Origin of the sequence: Geodermatophilus obscurus (genome assembly GCF_900143215.1) — a bacterium.
GTDB lineage: Bacteria > Actinomycetota > Actinomycetes > Mycobacteriales > Geodermatophilaceae > Geodermatophilus > Geodermatophilus obscurus_A.
On the sequence record NZ_FRDM01000004.1, the window covers coordinates 123427 to 140335 of the forward strand.

The following is a 16909-nucleotide window of genomic DNA, read 5'->3' on the forward strand; positions in this document are numbered from 1 at the left end:
TCTGAGCGGGGCCAGCCGCCGGAGGGTGGGGACCCGAGCACCGGGTCCCCACCCTCCGGCGCGTCGGGGGCCGGGCGGTTCAGTTCCCGGCGGCCTCGACGTCCCGCTGGTCCAGGGCACCGGCCTCGACCAGGACGTCGAGTGCGGGCTCCAGGTCCGACAGGGCACGGGCCAGGTCCTCGGGCCGGGCGATCGTCCAGGCCTGGGACTCCACGTAGCAGCGCACCGCCTCGTCGAACGCCTGCGCGCCGGCCGCCTCGCGCGCGACCGCCAGGGCCGCGGCACCCTTGCCGTAGACCAGCTCCTCGTACTCGTCCTGGTCGTCGAACGAGGCCATCGAGCCGCCGACGGCACCCCGCCGGTCCAGGCGGTCCCCGTCGGCGCCCCCCTCGGCGTAGGTGGCGAAGGCCTCGTCGAGCCATGGGTCCCGGAACTGCGAGTTGCCGACCATGCCGTAGAACCACATGTGCGCGGCCTCGTGGACGACCAGGCCGGAGTCGTCGTCGCCGAGCACGAACGCCGACGAGTACTCCTCCCCACCGCCGCCGTCCCCGACCAGGGGAACGGCCAGCGTCGGGTACGGGAAGGGTCCGAAGCGGCGCTCCAGGTCCTCGATCGCCTCGGCGGTGGTCTCGGCCAGTTCCTCGGCGGAGGTCTCGGCGTCGGCCAGCACCCCGGCGGTGACCCGGGTGCCCCCGGCGTCGACCGTCGCGGTCCGGAACTCCCCCACCGCGACCAGCACGTCCCGGGCGACGGGGTCGGCGGATTCCCAGACCCGGCGTCCGTCGGCGGTCGCCCGGGGCTCGGCCTGCTCGCCCGACATGAGCACGACGAGGTCGTCGGGCACCGAGACGCGGATCCTCGTGTCGGCCGCCGGCCCGGCGGTGGTCTCCCCGCTGACCTCGACCATCGGGTCCTGCGCCCATCCGTGGCCCGGCTCCCAGGTGAGCAGGGGGAAGCCGCTGCCCCACCAGGTCACGCCGTCGTCGACGCCCAGGCGGTCGAAGCCGGCCGGCGTCCGCTCCGGGGTGAGCCGCAACCGGAAGTCCAGCTCCACCGAGACGGTCGCCCCCGCGGGCACCGTCTCGCGGAGGTCCACGCGGTAGAGCCCACCCGGCGTCCCGGGGGCGGCGCCCTCGTCGACGTACCCGCCACCGGTCACCAGGTCCCCCCGCACCGACTCGACGGTGAGCCGGTGCCCGGCCGACTGGGGTGCGTTGGGGATCAGCCGGAACCACATCTCGTCCACCGGCAGGTCCGGGGTGAGGGCCACGGTCTCGGTGCCGGTCACGGTCCGCAGGTCGTCCTCCAGCCGCATGTCCAGGCCGACGACCGGCCGGTCCGGGTCGGGCGCGGCCCGCTCGGTGACCGGGCAGCCGGCTGCGGGCGGGAGGGCCGCCGCGGGCTCACCGGACGCCGTGCAGCCGGCCAGGACGACGACCGCGCAGCAGGTCGGGGCCCATCGACGGACGGTCGAGGAACGCATCGGCTCAGCCCACCCGGCAGGTCGGCCCGGCCCGCGCCCGACGGGTCCGATCCCGGCCGACCCACTCGGGCGCGACCCTAGGGACACCGGGTCGAGCCGCAACAGGCCCCGGCGCGCGGGAACTGCAAGCGTCAAGGAACAGCGCTCAGGCGACCGGGGTGGCCGTCCTGGCCTGCAGCCACCGCTCCAACTGCTCGGCCGGCAGCGGGCGGCTGAGGTGGTACCCCTGGACGACGTCGCAGCCGAGCGCCGCCAGCGCGTCGACGGTGGCCCGGTCCTCGGCCCCCTCGGCGACGAACACCAGGCCGAGCGCGTGCGCGAGCTGCAGCGTCGAGGTCACGATCGACGCCGACCGGTCGCTGTCGTTCATCGCGCTGACGAAGGTGCGGTCGAGCTTGAGCTCGGTCACCGGCAGGCTGGCCAGGTAGGCCAGGCTCGAGTAGCCGGTGCCGTAGTCGTCGATGGAGATGCCGACGCCGGTCTCCCGCAGCGCGGAGAGCACGCGGACGGCGCGTTCACGGTCCGCCATGAGCAGGCTCTCGGTCACCTCGAGGACCAGCGCGGTCGCCGGGACGCCGTGCCGGGCCAGCAGCCCGGCCACCTCGTCGGGAAAGCCCTCGTCGACCAGGTTCGACGGGCTGACGTTGACCGCGACGGTCAGCTCCCGCCCGCGGTCGGCCCACGCCCGCCGCTGGGCCAGGGCGGCATCCAGCACCCGGCGGGTCAGCGGCCCCATGAGGCCGGCGGACTCGGCCAGCTCGATGAACGCGTCGGGGAACAGCAGCCCGCGCTCGGGGTGCTGCCAGCGCACCAGCGCCTCCACCCCGTCGACCCGGCCGGTCTGCAGGCTCAGCTTGGGCTGGTGGTGCAGCACCAGCTCGCCCTCGGTGATGGCCCGGCGCAGCTGAGCGACGGCCTCGAGACGGTACCGACCGGAGCCGTGGCGCTCCTCGTCGTAGACCACCGCGCAGCTGCGGCCGGCCTTGGCCGCGTACATGGCCAGGTCGGCCATCTGCAGCAGCTCCTCGGCGTGCCGCGAGTGCCGCGGGCCGATCGCGATGCCCACGCTGGCTTCCACGCTGAGCGCCATGCCGGCGAGCCGGAACGACCGCGCGAGGGTGGCGCACAGCCGCTCGGCCAGGGCCAGCGCGCCGTCCTCGTCCATGTCGGCGGCCAGGACGACGAACTCGTCCCCGCCCAGGCGGGCCAGCAGGTCGCCGCTGCGGAGGTGGCCGGCCAGCCGCGGCCCCACCTCGCGCAGCAGGGCGTCACCGACGCCGTGGCCGAGGGAGTCGTTGATCTCCTTGAACCGGTCCAGGTCCATGACCAGCACCGCGGCCGTCCCCCCGGCGGCCATCCGCGCGTCGGCGGCGCGGAAGGTCTCGAAGACCTGCCTGCGGTTGGGCAGGCCGGTGAGCTCGTCGGTGCGCGCCTGGTGCTGGCTGTCGGCCAGGGCGCGGACCTCGCGGAAGGTCAGCGCGGTGCGGGCGAGGGCGGCCACCACGGCGGTGAACGCCAGCCCGCCGGCCAGCGGGTCGCCGTCCTCCAGATAGCCCCGCAGCAGCAGGACCAGCGCGCCGATGGCGCACAGCCCGGGGACGACGAGGGCCCGGACACCGGGCAACGGGACGGAGGTGCGCGGCCGGGGCGCCTGGCAGGCGGCCATGCCGTAGCAGACGAACGCCAGGCCCCAGCCCACGTCGAGCAGGCCGCCGATGACGTAGGTCCCGTGCGCGACCTGGTAGGCGTACACGGTGTCGGTGACCACGAACAGCGCGGTCCCGGCGGTGAGCCACCACCAGGCGGCACCGGCGCCGCGGCCGATGACGGCGAGGGCTCCGGCGATGAACACCAGCAGCAGCAGGTCGGCGATCGGGTAGACGGCGACGAGGAGGGCGTTGCGCAGCGCGGTGTGGAGGTAGGCGCCGATGGCGAACGCAGAGGCGAAGGCCGCCGCGGTCAGTCCCGTCACGACGGCGTCGAGCCACATGCTCGACGTCAGCCGCCGCATCCGGGACCGGAGCAGCCGGAACAGCGCGGCGGCGGCCAGCGGGTGGAAGGCGATGAAGGCGAGGTCGGCCCAGATCGGCCGGATGATCGGCGCCGGTCCGCCGTTGGTCAGGGCGTAACCCAGGGACCCCACGGTGTAGGACCCGACGGCGGCGGCGAAGAGCAGCCAGACGGCTCGGTCCTCCGGCACGGTGACCGCCCGCAGCACCAGCAGGCCGGTCAGTCCGACGATGAACAGCCACTTGCCGCCGACGGCGAGAGCGGCGAGCACGCCGTCGTCCCCGAGCCCGTGCGCTGCCAGCGAGAGCAGGTAGACCGACGCCAGGACGGCGGCGGACACGCGGACGGCCCGCAGCGACCGGTCGGCCGGCTGTCGGGTGCGTCGCCGCCGGGCGGCGTGCGTGATGACCTGGACCACAGGGAGAGCATCGGCCACCCAGCCGCGGCCCTTCAGCCCGCCATGACAGAACCCGGATCCGCCTCACCCCCTGGAGTGGGAGGGTGACGTGGCGTCGAACCGACCGAACGGCGTGGCCTCCACCCCGCACCGGGCACGCCCACCCGCCCCTGCTGGTCGGCTGACCCGCCCTGGTCGGCGCGCAGCGGCGGGCTTCCCGGGCGCGGCGTGCCCCCGGTCGCGCTGCGTGCGGTGCCCGATGTCGAACAGCCGGCCGCCCGGCTCAGCGGCTCTGCAGCGCGTCCAGGGCGACGGCCATGGACGCCGCGACGCGGAAGTCCAGCCGCGGGTCGGGCACCCGAACGGTGTAGCGGTCGCGGACGGCCTTCCGTCGCTCGCTGGTCAGCACGGGCGCGCCGGTCGCGGTGTCGACGAAGTCGAAGTGGAAGACGAACGGCACCCAGACGTCCCCGACGTAGGGGATGAAGTCCCACACCCGGCGCAGGATGGCGATCGACTGCCGGCGCTCCCGGCCGACGGCGCCGATGCCGGGAGCCGACAGCGTCCAGGTCGAGCGCAGCAGGCTGGCGCCGAACTGCTTGCGGAAGTACCCGAGCGGGTTGCCGTACTCGTCGAACACGTCGTGCTCGGCGGCGACGTCGAGCCGCTGCCGCGCCTTGAAGCTGAAGACCGCGCGGCTCCTGGAGGCGTCGGCGTAGAAGACGACCTCCTCCTTGAGCTTCATCCGCTTCTGCTCCGCGAACGCGAGCAGCGGCCCCTCGGAGCCGTCGGGGTTCATCCCGATGACCTCGTAGCGGTTGACCATCAGCGTGATCCGCTGCTTGACGAAGAAGGCCGGCACCACCATCGGGGACGGCTGCTGCTGCGGTCCGGGCGGAACGGTCACGTCAGGTCTCCCGTGCTGGTCGGAGGTGGGTGCTGGAGCGTCATCGTGGCTCATCGGGACGCCGTCCTGCCGGTCGCGGACCGTCCTGCTCAGGCGGAGCCGCCCGGCGGAGGGCCGGATCGGGTCCCGGTGAGGGCGGCGTGCAGCCGGTCGACGAACCCGTCCAGGATCGACGGGGAGCGGTCGGCAGGCAGCGGCGCCGACGGCAGCAGCACCCACAGCAGCAGGTAGACGACGACGCCGGCGCCGCCGGCGACGGTGAGACCGACGGCGCCGACCCGCCAGAGCACGGCGTCGATGCCGCTGTACTCGGCGAGGCCGCCGCAGACGCCGCCGAGCCAGCGGTCGGTGCCGCTGCGGCGCAGTTCGGGACGGGTGGGTGCGGGAACCTGGGGTGTGCTGGTCATGGGACGAGCCTGGCGTGGTCCGGACGCCGCGAACACCGGGGAAGACCCGGATCGTCCCCCGGTTCCCGCGGTCGGGGTGTCCCCGGTGCGAGTCCGGGTGGCAGGGATCGGCGACGCCGTCCCGGCTGCTCGGGGGTCGCGGGTCAGGCGCCGCCGACGTCCGGCCGCGATCACCACCGGAGGGACGTGCTGCCTGGTCTACTGCGGGGGCTCCGGACCACCCGCCTGCCCCACCGAGGAGGAACCGTGCGCACCGTCGAGGACCTGCCGGCCATCGGTCTCGCCACCGCAGCAGCCGTCGCCGCGAGCGGGGCGTGGTACGCGGCGTTCGGCCGCCGGCTGGCAGAGCTGGACGACGCCTACGCGGAGGACACCGCGGCGGCCGGCTGGATCGTGCCCGTCGAGCTGGCCCGCAGTGGCACCGTGGCGGTGACCGTCTCCGCCCTCGCCGCCCGCACCGGGGTGACCGGCCCGCGCGAGGCGGTGCGGCTCGGCCTGGCACTGTGGGTCGCGTTCCCGGTCGTGCTGCTGACCGGGTCCGTCGTCCACGAGAAGGTCCCCTGGCGGCTGGCCGCCATCCACGCGGGCGACTGGCTGGTCAAGCTGCTGCTGGTGTCCCTGGCCACCGGGGCCCGCCGGCGCTGACGTCGGGAGGAGCGGGCGTGCGACGCATCGTGTGCCGGGAGTTCGGCCCGGTCGACCGGCTGGAACTGGTGGAGGAACCGGACCCCTCCCCCGGGCCCGGCGAGGTGGTCGTCGCGGTCGAGGCGGCGGCCGTCGCCTTCGTCGACGGCCTGATCGTGCAGGGCCGCTACCAGGTGCGGCCCCCGCTCCCCCACACGCCGGGTTCGGCGGTGGCCGGCCGCGTGCGAGCGGTGGGTGCGGACGCCGATCCCGTGTCGGTGGGCGCCCCGGTCGTCGTCCTGTCGATGGGCGGCGGCGGGTTCGCGACCGACCTGGTGGCCCCCGCCTGGGCGGTGTCACCGCTGCCGGACGGCGTCCCCGCGGCCGTGGCCGCCACCGCGGTGGAGAGCTACAGCACGCTGACCTTCGCCCTCTCCCGCCGGGTGCAGGTCCGTCCGGGTGAGTGGGTCCTGGTGCTGGGCGCGGGCGGCGGCATCGGCCTGGCCGCGGTGGACGTCGCCCGGGCGGCCGGTGCCCGCGTCGTCGCCGCCGCGTCCACGGAGGCCAAGCGCGAGGCGGCGCAGGCAGCCGGCGCCGAGGTGACCGTCGACTACACCGACCTCAAGGGCCGGGTGCGCGAGGTCACCGGTGGCGGGGCGGACGTCGTCGTCGACCCGGTGGGTGGGCCGCTGGCCGAGGCGGCGCTGCGGTCGCTGACCGCCTACGGGCGGTTCTGCGTCGTCGGGTTCGCCGGCGGCGAGATCCCCCGGCTGCCGGCGAACGTCGTACTGCTGCGCAACCGCACCGTCGTCGGCGTCGACTGGGGCGACTGGGCGCGGACCGAGCCGGAGGCGGCGAGCGCCCTGGTGTCCGACGTCCTCGGCCGGGTCGCCCGCGGCGAACTCCGGCCGCCGGAACCCCGGTGCCTCCCGCTCGACCGGGCCGCGGAGGCGCTGACGCGGCTCAGCCGGCGGGACGTGGTCGGAAAGCTCGCGCTGGTCCCCTGATCAGCGGCCGGCTGCGGCTCGGAGCAGGTCGGCGACCTCGGGCCTGGCGGCGTACGCGCCGGTCGCCAGGTAGGACTGCTGGATGACCCCGTTGAGGTCGTGCCGCGACATCATGTCGTTGCCCATGGCGCGCTGCTCGGCCGCGCCGGGAGCGAGGACGACCGTCCGGATCCCCGCCCGCTGCAGCGCCCTGACCTCCTGCTTGAGCAGGCGTGCGGCGTGCCGGCGGGAGGCCGCGTAGACATCGGGCAGCCACCCTGCGGGACCGCTCATCGGCGAGACGACGAGAACGAGGTCGAGTCCGCGACCGCGGAGGACGGCGGCGTTGGTGGGCGAGTGGACTCCGCCGTCGACGTAGCTGTGCCCTCCGATCCGGACCGGAGCGAAGTACCCCGGCACCGCGCACGACGCCGCGACCGCCTGGTGGACCGGCACCTCGGGCGTGCCCGGGCGACCGAACACGATCCGGCGCCCGTCGCGCTGCCGGACGGCACAGATCCACAGGTCCCTGTCCGGCCATCCCGGCCCCTCGAGCTCGCGGAGTGCGGCCAGTTGCTCGGCGATGTCGTGCCGCCCCGGCGCGATCAGGGCCATCCCGGCCGCCAGCGGCCGGAACCGCCACGGCCTGGCCAGCGCGCGCTGCACCATGTGCCGCCCCGGCAGCCGCAGGGGCCGGCGCAGGACGTGCAGCGGGTTGAAGGGGGCGAGCTCGGGGACGGGGGTGCCGGCCACGTGCCGGAGGACGTCGCCCTCGTCGGACAGCGGCGCCTTCACCGTCCAGGCGGCGAGGTCCTCGGCCGAGACGCCCAACCGCAGCAGCGTGCCGGTGATGGACCCGGCCGAGGTCCCGACGATCACGTCCACCGTGCGGGCGTCGAAGCCGAAGTCGTTCTGGAGCACCGCCAGCACGCCCGAGTGGTACGCCTGGCCCACGACGCCGCCACCGCCCAGCACCAAGCCGACGCGCATCACGCAGCGAGCGTTCCAGGCCCCCGCGAGGTCCGCGACCAGCTCGGGTGTCCCGGCGGACCACAATGCCGGTCGGTGGAGGCGGCGCTGCTCCCGCCTCCACCGACCGCTGGGCTCAGCTGCGGCTACCGCCTCCGATCATGGGGTCGTCGCCGGAGTTCCGGACACCCTTCTCGACGCCCTCGGTGGAGGACGGCGCGGTGTACCCGGCCGGGTTCGACTCCTCGGTCAGCGCGTCGTCCCGCACCACGTCCGGGGACGGCTGCTCGACGACGGTCACCTCCTGGGGCTGGCGCACGCCCTCCGGCTGCTGCGTCCCCTCGCTCCCCCTCGACGAGGCCGCGGCGGCAGCGCCTGCCGCCGCGACACCGGCCACGGCCGCGACGCCGGCGGCGACGGCCTTCCCCGACACCCCCGCCTTGCCGCTGTCACCGTGCGAGCCGACGGCGTCCCCGACCCCGGGCGTGCCGACGTCGAGGTCCTCGTTGATCGAGCCGCGCCAGGCACCGGTGGCGTAGCCCTCGTCCTCGATCAGCCTCTTGAACCTCTCGAGGTCGGAGTTGACCTGCCGCTCGACGATGCCGAGCTTGTCGCCGACCTGCTCCACGACACCCTCGGGCTCGTACTCCAGGGTCAGGTACACGATCGTCGAGCTCGGGCCGGCGGCCTCGAAGCGGACCGCCCCGGCGTTGGTGGCCCCGCTGGTCGCGGCCCAGGCGACCTTGCGGTCCGGCTCCTGCTCGAGGACCGAGGCGTCCCACTCCCGCCGGACGCCGGCGATCTCGGCGACCCAGTGCAGGCGACGGTCGTCGAGCTGGCGGACCTCCTTGACCCCGCCCATGAAGTGCGGGAAGTCCTCGAACTGGGTCCACTGGTTGTAGGCCTGGTTCACCGGTACGTCGACCTGGATCGACTTCTCGACCTTGGTCGTCATCGCTGGTCCTCCCTCGTCGCGGGCACTGGAGCACCCCCGCTACCCCGGGGTGCGACGGGTGATGCACATCATCCCGAGCGTGCTGTGACGGCCGGGGCGTGCGTGACGTGGGGGTTCGCGCCGGGCGCGTCGTCCGCCGATGACGGGGGCATGCGCGCCAGCCACGTCGCCACCGCCCTCGCCGCCTTCCTCGCCGGTTCGACCGCCGCCACGGTCCTGCACCGCCGGGCCGCCCGCCCGGCCGCGGCCGCCACTGCCCTGCCCACCGCACCGGTCGAGGAGCGCGACGCCGTCGTCCTGCCCTTCCCGCGCCCCGGGGTCGAGCACCCGGCGACGCCGGCTGTCGCTGCTCCGGTCGTGGCCGCCCCGGCCCGCTGCGGTGACAGCGGCGGCGTGACCAGGGCCGGCGCGCCGTGCGGCGCCCGCGCGACCGCCGGTGGCCGCTGCCACCACCACCCGCTGGCCGCCTGAGCGGCGTCACCGCCTGGCGCCTCGGCATCGGTGTGCGCGGATGCGCAGTTCCTCGGCTGCGAACTGCGGATCCGCGCACTGCGTCGAGACCCTGGCGGCCGGACCGGTGCCGGCGTCCGACCGGCGCCGCGGATTGGCGAGCCACCTGCTGGGTAGCTGCGGGCGACGGCCGTCGTGCGACGGCCCTGTCGTCCGGCGCTCACGACAGGAGCAACCATGACACTGCCCGATCGGGACGCGGCGAGGGACTGGATCGGCAGGACGGTGGTCGACCGCGACGGCGCCGAGATCGGGGTGTGCGCCGCCCTGCTGGCCGACGAGGCGACCGGGCAGCCGGAGTGGCTGTACGCCGATCGCGACGAGGTGACCGTGGTGGTCCCGCTCCTCGACGCGACGGGGGACGGTGACCGGGTCCAGGTCACGGTCACCCGGGCGGACGCCGACGGCGCGCCACGGTTCGGCTCCGCGCGTGAGCTGTCCCAGGAGCAGGAGGCGGAGCTCTACCGGCACTACGGGATCGAGTACTCGACGGACACGTCGGACAGCCTCCTGCCGGCGACCGAGGCCGAGCCGACCCGGGCCGGGTCCGCCGTGTCCGAGGGGACCGACGCCGAGCCCACCGCACCCGAGCCCACCGCACCCGAGCCCACCGCACCCGCGCCCACCGCACCCGCGCCCACCGCACCCGCGCCGGCCACGTCCGAGCCGACCGAGGCCGCACCGGCCGCGACGGTCGAGCAGGTCCCCACGAGGGGTGCCGCGCAGCGCGGTCGTGGGGTGGCGGCCGCCGTGGCCGCGTTCGCCGCCCTGGCAGCGGCCGTCGTCGCGGCGGTGCGCCTGCGCCGGGGGGCGCCCCTCGGGTCGGTGCGCCTCTTCCGGCGCGCGACTCCCCCGCCGCGGTCGGCCGCGGTCCGCGCCCTCGCCGGGGCGACCGCCGCCCGTGATCGAGCCGTGCAGCTCGCTGCGATGGCCGCACCGGCGGTGGAGGCCTCGATCCGCCGTGCGGCCGTGGACGCCGCGCAGCAGGGCCGTGCGACGGCGGCGGCGGCGCGGACCTACACCGACGAGGCAGCGGCGCGACTCACGCCGCTGCTGGCCACGACCGGGCAGGCGGCCTGGCGTGCCGCCCGCGCCGGGACGGCCACGGCCCTGCAGGCCACCGATGCAGCCACCGTGGCGGTCGGGTCGGCCCTGCCGCGGGTGGCGACCGGCGTCGGCCGTGCCGGGCGGACGGGCCTGGGAGCTGTGCTCGCCGTGGGCGCGGCAGCGGAGGCGGTGCCCGAGGTGGTCGCCGAGACCGGAGAACGACTGGAGAAGGGCTGGAGGAGAGTCATGGGCAGGTTGTCGTTGGGACTCGGTCTCGGGGTCGGGTACGTGCTCGGCGCGCGCGCCGGGCGGGCCCGGTACGAGCAGATCAAGCAGGCTGCGGCCGGCTTCATGGAGCGGCCGGAGGTCCAGCAGGCCGTGGAGCAGGTCAGGGCCGCCGCGCCGGCTCCGCTGCAGAGCAGCATCGACAAGCTGTCCGGGGGCGGGCCCGGCCGCCACAGCGCCGACACCGGCGCTAGCACCGGCACCGGCACCGGTAACGACACGGTCGACATCGACGCGCTGGTCGTCGAGGAGGTCGACGTCGTCGTGACGCCTCCTCCGCCGGTGTCGGGCACGGGCGGCCCCCGCGGGACGGACGGTTCGCTGCCGGACCCGCTGATCCCGCCCGCCAAGTCGGACGACGACCCGACCGGACGGCCGTGACCACGGCGTAGCCGTACCGGCCCGGCGGGTCCCGACCGCCGTCTCCGCCGGTGCGGGTGAGGGTGTCGCTCATCCGCACCGGCGTCGAGCACGTCGTCCCCCTGCGCCCCGGGTAGGGGTCGATCCCGCTGTCACGCACGGCCGCCGCCACGACCTGCCGACACCGGATCAGGTCGGCGCCGTCCTCGAGACTGCAGCCGGCCCCTCGGGGGCCGGCCCGTGGCTCGTGGGCACCCCGGAGGCGTGAGCCTCGTGGGGCCGCAGGTGGCGGGAGGAGGCTCGTCCGGCGCGCTCGGCAACGAACGGGAGGTGCCGGTGCCCACCGAGGTCGCCTTCTCCAGCATCCAGACCATCACGGCGCCGACGGACCTCGGCGCCGTGTCGACGGATCGCTACGCACGCATCCGAGTCCTGGCGGACTGCCGGTTCTCCTCCGACTCGACGGTGGAGATCAGGCTGGTCCTGCACGAGGGCGGCGGCGCCCCCGGCGACCTGGACCGGTTCCTCCTGGATCCGGGCGAGTCGGTGCAGCGCACCTACGAGGTTCCCGGCACCGGCCTCGGCGTCCGGGCGTCACCGATCCACTCCGGCTCGAGCAGCATCGACGTCTGGATCTGGGGCCACCGGGCACCCGGCGAGTAGGGGCCGACGGGCGGCACGGATCGGCGTTCAGCGCGGCGGCCGCCGGGGAGTGGGTACGGAGGGCACCACGTCGCCGTGCTCGTCGCGCACGTAGCCGCGGGCCTGCTCGGGGGTTGCCGTGATGGTGCGCAGCGCCTCGCCCAACGCTGCGATGTCGGCCAGCGGGGTCGCCGGGGTGCAGCTGACCCGCACCGCTCCGGGCAGCCGGTGGTGCAGGTTCCTCCGAGCGTCCTCGTGGAACTGTCGCACCTGGTCGGCACCGAGTCCGAACAGGCGGGTCAGGTACGGGTGCGCGCAGAAGCAGCCGCTGCGCACCCCGATGCCGTACTCGGTGGCCAGCCGGGCGGCGACGAGCCCGTGCGACATCCCGTCGACGACGCAGGCCGCCACGGGGAGCCGGTCGCCCGACGCCGTCCCCAGGCGACGCAGCCCGGGGACGGCGGCGAGTTCGTCGTCCAACGCCCGGACGAGCGCCGCCTCGCGGCGCAGTCGGTCTCCCCAGTTCCCGCTGCCCAGCTCCTCTGCAGCGGCCGCGAGGGCGACGACGCCCACGACGTTGGGTGAGCCGGCGTCGTCCCGGTCGGGGCAGTCGGCCCAGACGACCTCCTCGAAGGACACCGCCTTCACCGCTCCGCCCCCCACCAGGAAGGGCTCACCGTCCGCGAGCAGCCGGCGCGGCAGGACGAGCGCTCCCGCGCCGAACGGTGCGTGCATCTTGTGACCCGAGAACGCCAGCACGTCGATCCCGAGCGCGGTGATGTCCACCGGGCGGTGGGGCACGAGCTGCGCGCCGTCGACCACGACGAGGACGCCGCGTTCCCGGGCCGCCGCCGCGATCGGGCGCAGGTCGGGCAACCACCCCGTGACGTTGGACGCGCCGGTCACCGCCAGCACGCGCGGTGCGGGCCGCGCGTCGAGCGCGGCCACCACGGCGGCGACGTCGAAGACGCCGCGCTCGTCGACGTCGACGACCCGCAGCCGGGCGTGGCGCCGCCACGGCAGCAGGTTGGCGTGGTGCTCGACCGCGGTGGTCAGGACCACGTCGTCGCGGCTGAGGCCCAGCCGGAAGGCGATCACGTTGAGCGCCTCGGTGGTGTTCCGGGGGAAGAGCGCCACGTGCGTCGCCGGGTCGGCTCCCACGAAGCGGACCAGCGTCTCGCGCGCCTCCTCGTACCGAGCGCTGGAGTACCGGGACTTCGCCCCAGCGCCCCGGTGGACGCTCGAGTACCACGGCAGGAAGTCCTGGACGGCGCGGACGACGGCCTCCGACGCCGACGTGGTGGCCGCGGTGTCGAGGTCGATGTATCGACGTGGCTCGCCCGCCACGGAGATCGTCAGGTCGTCACCCACGAGACGACCGCGGGGACGGAGCGTTCCCCTCCCTCGCGGCGGGATCCTCCCGGCGGCCCGGTCCTGGGCCTGCGCCACGGCGTCGGTCCCCGGCTCCGGGACCGGACGCGGCATCAGTCGGCCCGCCCGGCCGGTGTGGGGACGGCGACAGGCGTGCCGTCGACCCAGGGTCGGGGAGAGTGCTTGGCCCGGAAGTAGTCGCCGCCCTTGCGGACGGCGTCGTCGGTGCCCCAGGCCCGCGCCACGTCAGAGCGCTCGACCATCCGCGGGATGTGCTTGGAGCAGTGGATGTAGGCCTCGACGACGTCGACCCGGACCCATCGCTCGGGCCGGCGGCCCCCTCCGGCGGACGAGCTCGCGGTCACGGCGCCGGGCGATGCCGCACCCGCCGGCACCTCGTCGTCCTCCACGATGGTGGCCCGGCCGTTGACGTGCAGACCGATCGCGTCGCCCGTGAAGTCGATGAAGAGCAGCCCGATGTGTGCGTTCTCGACGATGTTGCCCAGGCTGGCCATGACGCCGTTGCCGCGGTACTCGGGGAGGACCAGGACCCGCTCGCCCAGGACACGGACGAACCCGGGAGGACCGGCCCGGAAGGAGCAGTCGGCCTCGCCGCAGCCGTCGGCGGTGGCGACGAACGCCATCTCCATGCGGCCGATGAAGGTCTGCATGTGGTCGTTGAGGTGGTCGAGCACCTGGTGGTCGTAGAACCCCCGGGCGCGGGGCGCTGTGCCGTAGCGCTGCTGGAGGCGGTGCTCACCGATCGAGCCGGGCATGGTGGGTCCTCGCGTCTCATCGACGGGTCTCCTGTGCCCGCCGCACGGACGGGCCTGTGCCGAGCATCCGCAAGGGCTCGGGGCGGCTCTCACGAACACAGCCCTGACGGTCAGATGTGAACGGGTCGAGGTCGCAGGGTGCCTCGTCCTGCAGAGCACCGTCGGGTGCCTCCTGATACGCGAGCAGCGGCACGCCGGGGACGTGAGGTGCGCGTCCCGGACGGGGAGGCGGATGGGCTTCGCGGCGATCGCGGGGGCGATCGGCGCGGCGATGCACCCTGGCCCGCCAGCACGTGACCGCGCGGCGGCCGCGGATGGACGTGAGCCGCGCAGAGCAGCAGCGGGTCGTGGAGCGGTCCTCGCCGCGCTCACCGCCGGCGATGTGCAGGGCCTGATGGCCGTGGTCGCCCCCGACGTCGTGGTGGTCACGGACGGCGGAGGCCTGGCGCCCGCCGCGCGACGCCCGTTCGCGGGCCGGGAGCGGGTGGCCTCGGCGCTCTCCCGGTTCAGGGAGCCCGTGCTCTCCGTGGAGATCAGCACGCCGCTGGTCAACGGCGCGGTGGCCGCTCGCATCGACCCCGGCGGCGAGTTCGACACGGCGATCACCTTCGTCGTCGAGGACGGCCGGATCACCTGCACGTACGCCATGCGGAGCCCGCACGAACTGGGCAGGCTGGACACGGTGGCCGAGCTGCGGCGGTGACGGAGGTCCGCGGCCTTCAGTCGGGAGCGACGTGGAACGCAGCGAGATCCTCATCATCGGAGGCGGCAACGCCGGCATCTCCCTGGCGGCGCGGTTGCTCCGCGACGGCGTCCGGGACGTCACCGTCGTGGCCCCTCAGCCGGTGCACCGGTACAAGCCGCTGCTCAACTACGTCGGCGGCGGGCAGGCGACGATGGCGGACCTCGAACGCCCGATGCGGGATGTCGTCCCCGCCGGGTGCACGTGGGTTCGCGACAGCGTCGAGGCGGTCGACCCGGCGGCCATGACGGTGCGCACGCGCGGAGGACGCACGCTGCACTGCTCGACCCTCGTCCTCTGCCCCGGCCTGGTGGAGGACTGGGACGCCACCCCGGGCCTGCAGTCGGCGTACCACGACGGGTGGGCGGCCTCCACGTACGTCCCGGGCAGCACGCCGCAGGTGTGGCCGCGACTGACGTCGCTGCGGGCCGGCTCCGTGGTGTTCACCGTGCCACCGGAGCCGGCGTCCTGCGGTCCGACCGCGCTCAAGCCGCTGCTCATGGCATGCGACCACTGGCGGCGCGCCGGTGTGCTGCCGGATCTCGAGGTCCGGCTGGTGCTGCCCACTGCGACCGCGACCGGTGTGCCGGAGGCCGACGAGATCCTCGAGCGCACCTTCGCGAGCTACGGCGTCGAGGTGCTGCGCGAGGCCCGGATCGAGCGCGTGGACTGGGACGTCCACGCCGTCACGGTCGCGACGGGCACCGGCCGACGGGTGCTCGAGGACGTCGCCTTCGCCCACGCCGTCCCGCACTACCGGGCGCCGCGGTGGATCGCCGACGCCGGCCTCGCGGCCGACCCGGCGCCGGGCCTGGTCGACATCGACCCGCAGACACTGCGCTCCCGCCGGCACGAGTCGGTGTGGGCCATCGGCGACGCGGCCGACGTGGCGACCCGGCCCTCGGGCGGGGCCCTGCGGTACCAGGTCGACGTCCTGGCCAAGAACATCGCAGCCGCCCGGAACGGGACGCCGATGCAGCGGTACGACGGGTACACGGTCATCCCGATCACCCTGAGCCGCCGGAAGCTGCTGCTCGTCGAGGTCGACCGCGACAACCGGCCGAGCCCGTCGGTGCCGTTCGTCGATCCGATCAAGCCCCGCCACGTGACCTGGTTCCTCGACCGCTACGCCCTCCCGGCGATCTACTTCCGCCGGATCCTCCGGGGACGGGTGTGACCGCCGTCAGACGTTGAAGCGGAACGAATGCGGTGTCTTCGACCATCGTGGGTTGTCGACGGCACAGGCCCCTGGCCAGCGGTCTCGTGATTGGCCACGATCGGCTGACATCGGCCACAGCCGACCGTTCTGCGGACTGTGTGCGGACTGGCTCCACTCCCACTCAGCTCAGTCGACATTCGTCCGTTGTAGATGCGCCAGGACCAACCTCGACAGGAGGTGCCCACGCAGCACATGGTGATCACGGCGACGGCGGAGATCGCCTGGCGGAGTTGTTGGGCGGTGCTGGGCTGAGACGGGCCTGCACCGCAGGTACCGTCGCGGCCGCAGCCGGTCATGGGCTGGCGGGTGCGGCCTCGGCCTTACCGCCGTCGTCGCGGCTCCACGCAGCCATCCAGCTCTCGTTCTCACGCGAGATGACGTCCTCGCAGTCCCGCACCAACCGGGCGGCCGCTCCCGGACTGTGATCCGTGCCGTCGCGCCACTGCGCCACGCGAGCCCTCAACTGCCGGACGGTGGACAGGTACGTCAGCACGACGTGCTCGTGACGGGCGGCGGCGATGTGGGCGGTGATCGCCGCGCCCACGGTCGTGACCACCGCCACCCAGGCGCCGACGGCGTCGAGTCCCGTGGCAGCCGCGACGGCGCCGAGCAGGGCACCCAGCAGCGCCAGGCCGAACTCGACCGTGCGGAGCTGCGTCAGGCGTCGCTGGTGCCTGGCGGCGCCGGGCGTGTAGTACCGGTCGATCTGCGGCTGCACGCGCTCGCGGAGGTACGACTCCACACCGTCGACGGCCGGCAGCAGCGCGTCCTCGGCCGGGCAGCCGAGGGTGTGTCCGGCGAGGTCCTCGGCGTCGTCCGTCATGCTGTACGTCCTCTTCCCGAGCTCGGCGTCCCGGCCGGTGCCGTCGTAGGGCGGTGTGCCGGTGAGGTAGAGGTAGACCTCCTCCTTGAGGCCCTCCGAAACCGACCGGGCCCGGGTCCACGCCTCGATGCGGTCGCTCCCCAGTCGCGCGGCACGGATGACCGGCACCAGGGCGAGCACCACGGCGGCGGCGACGCTGAGCCCCCTGCCGACGTCGCTGTCGAGGCCAACCTGGGTCGCGAGCGTGGCGAGCACGGCGCCGGCGATGGCCAGCGCGAGGGCGGTGGTGCGCCACCGGACGATGCGCTTCTTGAGGCGGCTCGCCGCATGGGACCACCGCCGCTGGTCCCGCCACGCCTCCACGAGGGCGTCGGTCGGCGTACGAGTCGTCAC

Annotated in this window: 16 protein-coding genes; 7 read left to right on the plus strand and 9 right to left on the minus strand. The window is 74.8% G+C overall.

Annotated features, from left to right (window positions below; all coding sequences use genetic code 11):
- Positions 1-79 precede the first annotated feature (79 nt).
- From BUB17_RS05985 to BUB17_RS06000, 4 genes are all read right to left on the minus strand, one after another.
- Positions 80-1486, minus strand: a complete 1407-nt coding sequence (locus BUB17_RS05985) for a gluzincin family metallopeptidase (protein ID WP_072914960.1) — start codon at positions 1484-1486, stop codon at positions 80-82.
- A gap of 145 nt (positions 1487-1631) precedes the next feature.
- A complete protein-coding gene (locus BUB17_RS05990; RefSeq protein WP_083606078.1) occupies positions 1632-3914 on the minus strand; it encodes a putative bifunctional diguanylate cyclase/phosphodiesterase in 2283 nt (760 codons plus the stop codon).
- 262 nt (positions 3915-4176) lie between these two features.
- Positions 4177-4800: an LURP-one-related family protein gene (locus tag BUB17_RS05995; RefSeq protein WP_083606080.1), complete on the minus strand. Its 624-nt coding sequence runs from the start codon at positions 4798-4800 to the stop codon at positions 4177-4179.
- Between the two features lie 89 nt (positions 4801-4889).
- Positions 4890-5207, minus strand: a complete 318-nt coding sequence (locus tag BUB17_RS06000) for a PspC domain-containing protein (protein ID WP_072914963.1) — start codon at positions 5205-5207, stop codon at positions 4890-4892.
- A 246-nt stretch (positions 5208-5453) separates the two neighbouring features.
- Here BUB17_RS06000 and BUB17_RS26670 point away from each other — a divergent pair, with 246 nt between their 5' ends.
- A complete protein-coding gene (locus BUB17_RS26670) occupies positions 5454-5852 on the plus strand; it encodes a DUF1761 domain-containing protein (protein ID WP_175561293.1) in 399 nt (132 codons plus the stop codon).
- Between the two features lie 17 nt (positions 5853-5869).
- Positions 5870-6838 carry a zinc-binding dehydrogenase gene (locus tag BUB17_RS06010; protein WP_072914966.1) on the plus strand — a complete coding sequence of 323 codons (969 nt, stop codon included), beginning with the start codon at positions 5870-5872 and terminating at the stop codon, positions 6836-6838.
- Here BUB17_RS06010 and BUB17_RS06015 read toward each other — a convergent pair whose 3' ends face one another.
- The gene (locus BUB17_RS06015) at positions 6839-7807 is read right to left on the minus strand and encodes a patatin-like phospholipase family protein (RefSeq protein ID WP_072915323.1); all 969 of its coding nucleotides are present in this window, start codon (positions 7805-7807) and stop codon (positions 6839-6841) included. It lies immediately after the preceding gene.
- Between the two features lie 115 nt (positions 7808-7922).
- Positions 7923-8741 (minus strand): SRPBCC family protein, encoded by an 819-nt coding sequence (locus BUB17_RS06020; protein ID WP_072914968.1) that lies wholly within the window; start codon positions 8739-8741, stop codon positions 7923-7925.
- 150 nt (positions 8742-8891) lie between these two features.
- Here BUB17_RS06020 and BUB17_RS06025 point away from each other — a divergent pair, with 150 nt between their 5' ends.
- The 3 genes from BUB17_RS06025 to BUB17_RS06035 all read left to right on the plus strand — a co-directional run bounded on the left by BUB17_RS06025 (position 8892) and on the right by BUB17_RS06035 (position 11606).
- On the plus strand, positions 8892-9212 hold the full coding sequence (locus BUB17_RS06025; protein WP_072914976.1) for a hypothetical protein: 321 nt from the start codon (positions 8892-8894) through the stop codon (positions 9210-9212).
- Positions 9213-9428: 216 nt separating this feature from the next.
- Positions 9429-10964, plus strand: coding sequence for a PRC-barrel domain-containing protein (locus BUB17_RS06030; protein ID WP_072914980.1), 1536 nt, complete (start codon positions 9429-9431; stop codon positions 10962-10964).
- 243 nt (positions 10965-11207) lie between these two features.
- Complete coding sequence (locus BUB17_RS06035; protein ID WP_072914982.1) at positions 11208-11606, plus strand: hypothetical protein; 399 nt, start codon at positions 11208-11210, stop codon at positions 11604-11606.
- Between the two features lie 27 nt (positions 11607-11633).
- Here the strand turns inward: BUB17_RS06035 and BUB17_RS06040 are convergent, their stop codons facing one another.
- A complete protein-coding gene (locus BUB17_RS06040; protein ID WP_072914985.1) occupies positions 11634-12956 on the minus strand; it encodes an aminotransferase class V-fold PLP-dependent enzyme in 1323 nt (440 codons plus the stop codon).
- A gap of 113 nt (positions 12957-13069) precedes the next feature.
- The gene (locus BUB17_RS06045) at positions 13070-13732 is read right to left on the minus strand and encodes a pyridoxamine 5'-phosphate oxidase family protein (RefSeq protein ID WP_072914988.1); all 663 of its coding nucleotides are present in this window, start codon (positions 13730-13732) and stop codon (positions 13070-13072) included.
- A gap of 232 nt (positions 13733-13964) precedes the next feature.
- Between BUB17_RS06045 and BUB17_RS25405 the strand changes: the two genes are divergently transcribed.
- Positions 13965-14435, plus strand: a complete 471-nt coding sequence (locus BUB17_RS25405; RefSeq protein WP_175561294.1) for a nuclear transport factor 2 family protein — start codon at positions 13965-13967, stop codon at positions 14433-14435.
- Positions 14436-14466: 31 nt separating this feature from the next.
- Entirely contained in the window at positions 14467-15651 is a 1185-nt protein-coding gene (locus tag BUB17_RS06055) for an NAD(P)/FAD-dependent oxidoreductase (protein WP_072914994.1), read from the plus strand.
- A 334-nt stretch (positions 15652-15985) separates the two neighbouring features.
- Here the strand turns inward: BUB17_RS06055 and BUB17_RS06060 are convergent, their stop codons facing one another.
- Positions 15986-16909: a DUF4231 domain-containing protein gene (locus tag BUB17_RS06060; protein ID WP_141242921.1), complete on the minus strand. Its 924-nt coding sequence runs from the start codon at positions 16907-16909 to the stop codon at positions 15986-15988.